This is a genomic window from Streptococcus sp. GMD4S (genome assembly GCF_000296955.1).
The window spans coordinates 1-4,954 of the sequence record NZ_AJRE01000456.1 but is presented as its reverse complement, the minus strand read 5'-3'; the positions used below and the strand labels follow the sequence as shown (position 1 = coordinate 4,954).

5 protein-coding genes are annotated in these 4,954 nt (G+C 39.9%); 1 reads left to right on the top strand and 4 read right to left on the bottom strand.

Annotated elements, in window-relative coordinates; genetic code table 11:
• Positions 1 to 273 precede the first annotated feature (273 nt).
• The gene (locus tag GMD4S_RS11455; RefSeq protein ID WP_237739029.1) at positions 274 to 2,484 is read left to right on the top strand and encodes a hypothetical protein; all 2,211 of its coding nucleotides are present in this window, start codon (positions 274 to 276) and stop codon (positions 2,482 to 2,484) included.
• Positions 2,485 to 2,618: 134 nt separating this feature from the next.
• Here GMD4S_RS11455 and tsaD read toward each other — a convergent pair whose 3' ends face one another.
• The 4 genes from tsaD to GMD4S_RS13835 all read right to left on the bottom strand — a co-directional run.
• Positions 2,619 to 3,629 carry a tRNA (adenosine(37)-N6)-threonylcarbamoyltransferase complex transferase subunit TsaD gene (gene tsaD / locus GMD4S_RS11450; RefSeq protein ID WP_000655082.1) on the bottom strand — a complete coding sequence of 337 codons (1,011 nt, stop codon included), beginning with the start codon at positions 3,627 to 3,629 and terminating at the stop codon, positions 2,619 to 2,621.
• Positions 3,619 to 4,056 carry a ribosomal protein S18-alanine N-acetyltransferase gene (gene rimI / locus GMD4S_RS11445; protein ID WP_000569855.1) on the bottom strand — a complete coding sequence of 146 codons (438 nt, stop codon included), beginning with the start codon at positions 4,054 to 4,056 and terminating at the stop codon, positions 3,619 to 3,621. Before rimI ends, tsaD begins: the two co-directional genes overlap by 11 nt.
• Positions 4,053 to 4,736 carry a tRNA (adenosine(37)-N6)-threonylcarbamoyltransferase complex dimerization subunit type 1 TsaB gene (gene tsaB, locus GMD4S_RS11440; protein WP_000865681.1) on the bottom strand — a complete coding sequence of 228 codons (684 nt, stop codon included), beginning with the start codon at positions 4,734 to 4,736 and terminating at the stop codon, positions 4,053 to 4,055. Before tsaB ends, rimI begins: the two co-directional genes overlap by 4 nt.
• A gap of 31 nt (positions 4,737 to 4,767) precedes the next feature.
• Positions 4,768 to 4,954, bottom strand: a 187-nt coding sequence (locus GMD4S_RS13835) for a hypothetical protein (RefSeq protein WP_000306565.1), incomplete at its 5' end; no start/stop codon positions are given.

Here is a 4,954-nt window from a genome sequence, read left to right as displayed (position 1 = left end):
TTTGATATAATAGAAGTAACAAAAATAAAGGAAATTAAGTATTATGAACGCAATCACAGCTCACAGCTCACGCTGATTATGTAATCGGACGTGTTTTTTGTCAAGCATTAAAACAGGCATTTTCACATTTTTGTGAGAAGGCTTTTTATGTTGAGTTTTCTGAGTTATCTTTAGAGAGAAATGGGGAGCTACAATATGCATAACCATTTCTCAAACGAAGTTGATGGACAACTCAAGTTTTATCAAGATTATCTACCTCTTGTTGATAAAACTTTGAAAACAGATGATATTTTAACGGATTATACAGATGGTATTGTATATGGAAATCTGATTGAATTTAAAGTTGTTATCAATGATATTAACTCTGTTCTATTCCAAACCATCAAATATCTATCCGCTCGGAGAATCAAAGGGAAAGAAATCCCTAAAAACATTCTGCTTGTATCGCTAACGAATGAAAAAATCTACGTTTTTGATAGTCAGGAATATTTAACACATATCGAAAAAGTATATTTTGGTGGTGCAAGTGTTAAAACAGCTGGTTTTTCTTCTGATGCTCCTCTTGAGGTTTTAGAATACGGTCAAAGTCAACTAGATGAAAGTCGTCTCATTACTTTACTACGTTCAAAGCAATACACAAAAATTAACATTGACGAAAACTGTATTGTTGGTTGGGCGGAACGTTTTTATCGTGAAAACAAAGGAGCTAAAAAGTCTGATTTTATCGGTGACCAAACTGGTAAAGTTAAAATTATTGGTGAAATTCGGAAACCTGAGAAACTAAAAGAATTTATCAATCCCTATATCGGTGAAACTAATGCACAATTTCACTATTTGATGGATAAACTCAATGATACTTTACAAAAGAAAAACTTAGGAGCTTTCTACACTCCTGAACCTTATGTTGAAAAGTCATTGGAGCTAGTCCGACAAGCTATTAAGCGTGTTCCAGAAGGAAATGATTATATTATTTTGGATAGATGTGCTGGGACTGGAAACCTCGAGAAATTGATGAGCGACGAGGAACTAAGTCACTGCGTCCTTTCTACTATTGAATACTATGAATATAAAGTTCTTGTTGAGTTGCTAGGTGACAAGGTTCGCCACATTATCCCACCAACTGAGAAAGAAGATACGTTTAATATGGGACTAGTCCGAGGAGCTGACGCTCTTAGCAAGGAATACATTAACAATGAAATTATTAAACGCTATATCAACGACCCAAAAGTGACAATTATCATGTACGAGAATCCCCCTTATGCAGAGACTACTTCTATTGAACACCAAAAAGCTGGGACTAGTAAGAAATCATCTGCTTGGAAAAAGAGCTTTTTAGTGACGGAGATGAAAAAAGAGGTTAAAGGACAAGCGACAAACGAACTCGGAAATATCTTTATCTGGTCTGCTTTCAAATATTATTTACGCCAACCAACAGATTCTTATATTGTCTATAGTCCTGTAAAGTATTGGAAAGCTCAGCATCTCATCAATCAAAAATTTTTAGGTGGTTTTGCTTTTAATCGCAAACACTTTCACACTAATATTCATGCGATGATTATGTGTGCTCTTTGGAGTAAAGAAGAAGTTGCACTAGAGTCACTAAAATTAGAAGCCTATGATATTGATAAGGATGGAAATTTACTTCCTGAAAATAATATCATTATTAAAAGGATACATAGCACGTATAGCCAAAAGTACTTTGATAAAAGAAAGTTCATAGATGATGAAAATAATGGACTTTATCTAGGATTAAATGGTAAAGAGTATGAAGGTAAAACTAAGAGTGTTGTTCCTTTATTTAATTCAAACATTCTGGGCTATATGGCAGTATATAGTTCTGGATTTGATAACCCAGATTTACACGCTACCTTAATAATGGCAGGTAGATATGATGGACATGGCTTTTTCCTTCGCTCTGACAACTTCCTAGAAAAACTCCCAATGTTTGCCGCCAGTCGCTACATTACTTATAATCGTCACTGGACACAGCGTGCTAATATTATGAAATCGGCCGATGGCGTTGAACGTTTTAATAAAGCTGTATCAAGTAACAAGATTGAACAAGACTTATTGAAAATTCTTCTATTCACAACACTTGAAACGCAAAATCACATGAGAAGTTTATATGGTTCTGATGGACGATTCTACCGAAATGAGTTGTCATTGGATAACTCTAATGGAGATACGCTAGCAACAGTCAGCTTAGCAAAATTGAAACAAGGTTCTAAAGAGACTGATTTATTTGAACAATGGGGAAAAGTCCTAACAGAAGCTAAGAAAACGAAAAATTATAATTCTAAATTAACGTATTCAGTTTATCAGATTATTGATGAGCTTAACACATCTGAAAAAGATGAAAATGATAAAACAATCTATAACTATCCCGAATTAAACGGACACTTGAATACATTGAAAACAATGGTAAAAGAGTATTATAATTCTGAAATTGTGCCATTCCTATTTGAGTATGAATTTTTGAAATAAGCATGAAAAAGACGATTTCCTCTTGGAAGTCGCCTTTTTGATATTCTTGTAAGCACTATATATTGTGTCTAGTGTAAACTGATATATAGTTACCTAAAATATTTTAGCAAAAAAGCCAGCCTCAAGCTGACTCTTTATTCTATGGTATCAAAAGCGAGACTTGGTTTGGCATTGAGGTCCAGGCCTGCGAAGTTTTCTTTGTTCCACTCGCTGACACTGGCATAGGCAATCATACCTGCATTGTCTCCACAGAGACGCAGGGGTGGAATGATGACTTTGACATCTGTAATTTCGGCTGCTAGGCGTTCTCTAAGACCTTTATTGGCCGCCACACCACCTGCGACAACAAGGGTTTTAACAGGATATTTATCTAGGGCTTTCTTGGTTTTTACCATGAGAATATCCATGACAGCTGCTTGGAAGGAAGCACACAAATCCTCTGTAGACAAGCTTTCTCCCTTTTGCTCAGCATTGTGGTAAAGATTGATAAAGGCAGACTTCAAACCTGAGAATGAAAACTCCAGATTGTCTTCCTTGATCATGGCACGAGGGAAGTCATAAACATCCTGACCTTGATGGGCCAACTCGTCAATCTCGCGACCTGCTGGATAAGTCAAGCCCATGACACGGCCGACCTTATCATAGGCCTCACCAACCGCATCATCTCGTGTCTCCCCAACAATCTTGTAATCGCCAGCCTCTGACACATAGACCAACTCGGTGTGTCCTCCGCTGACCAAGAGTGCCAACAAAGGAAACTCCAAAGGCTCCACACTCTGAGCTGCCATTAGGTGGCCAGCCATGTGGTTGACGGGGATAAGCGGCAGGCCATGTGCCCAAGCAAAGGCCTTGGCAGCTGACAAACCAACAAGCAAGGCTCCGACCAGGCCTGGTCCGTAGGTAACCGCCACAGCTGTTATGTTCTCTTCGGTAATCCCTGCTTCTGCTAGCGACTCCTCAATACAGGCCGTAATAACCTCGACATGGTGACGACTGGCCACTTCTGGCACTACGCCACCAAAACGTTTGTGGCTCTCGATTTGACTAGCGATGACATTGGACAAGAGCTGGTCGTCGTTTTTTAAGACAGCGACACTGGTCTCATCACAAGATGTCTCAAATGCTAAAATATATCTATCCTTCATCTATTTCTCTCTTCATGATAATGGCGTCCTCGACTGGGTCATGGTAGTAGGCCTTTCTCTCAGCGATGACCACCATCTTTTCTTTCTTGTAAAATGCTTGCGCTCGTTGGTTTGACTTTCTGACTTCAAGGAAAATCTCCTTATCTGTCGGCAATTGAGCAAACAAGGCTGACGCAATTTCCTGACCCTGATAGGCTCCTTTGACAGCGATTTGTAGGACTTCTGCTTCAAAGAGATTCTCCTGAACGGCTAGAAAGCCAATCACTTCTCCCCCATCATAAGCCAATGCATACCAGGTCTGATCTTGGGATAGGTCTGCTTGGATTTGTTCCAGCGTCCAAGGGCTGACTGGGTAAACATCTACCATAACAGCATAGATAGCTTGAGCCAAGTCAGGTCGCTGTTGGATTCGTTTGATCTCTATCATAGGCGTTTAATATAAGACTCGCCAGACTCGGTGTGATTCTTGAGCCAGTTTTCCTCGGCTTCGACACGCTTGAGGTAATTTGGCACAAAGTCGTGCAAGGAGTCTGCTTCCTTATCCCAGGCCCAAAGAGCTAGATTAGCTGCATTTGGCAAGGTTTCTTCGTAGTTAGTTTGTGGCAGATGCTCTTGGATTTGTTCCACAAAGGCTCCAACTTCTCCGACAAAGGTCACCTGCTCAGCATCCTTGACCTGCTCTAGCACTTCCGCAAAAGACAGGTGCGCTTCTGGAAAGACAGCCTTGGCATTTTCATAAAATCCTGCATAGACATTGTTGCGACGTGCATCCATGATAGGAACCACCAAGCCTTCTTGCTGACTTGGCACCAGAGCTAAGAGGCTGGACATCCCCACTAACTCAATGTTCAGAGTATGAGCCAAAGTCTTGGCAGTGGCTACCGCAATTCGTAAACCTGTGTAGCTACCTGGTCCCTCTGCCACCACGATTCGATCCAAGTCCTTGGGTGTCAGGTCCAGACTTTCCATCAAAAAATCGATGGCAGGCATAAGGGTGATACTGTGGTTTTTCTTGATATTGATCATAGTCTCGGCAAGAACTTGCTTATCCTCTAAAATGGCTAGAGAAAGAGCCTTGCTGGACGTATCAAAAGCTAATACTTTCATAACACATTCCTATCTTTTTGTCTGCTTACTATTATACTACAAAAGCTGACGCATGGGAATTTTCTTCTTTTTGAAACAAAAGGGCCTGCCACTTAGACAAAAAGAAGTGTAAATAAGTCATATATACCTTAACTCGATTTTCGATGTGAGAAATCATCGTCATAACAATAAAGATAGCACCTAAAAATAGAAAAAGTCCATCCCATCTATCAAGACGA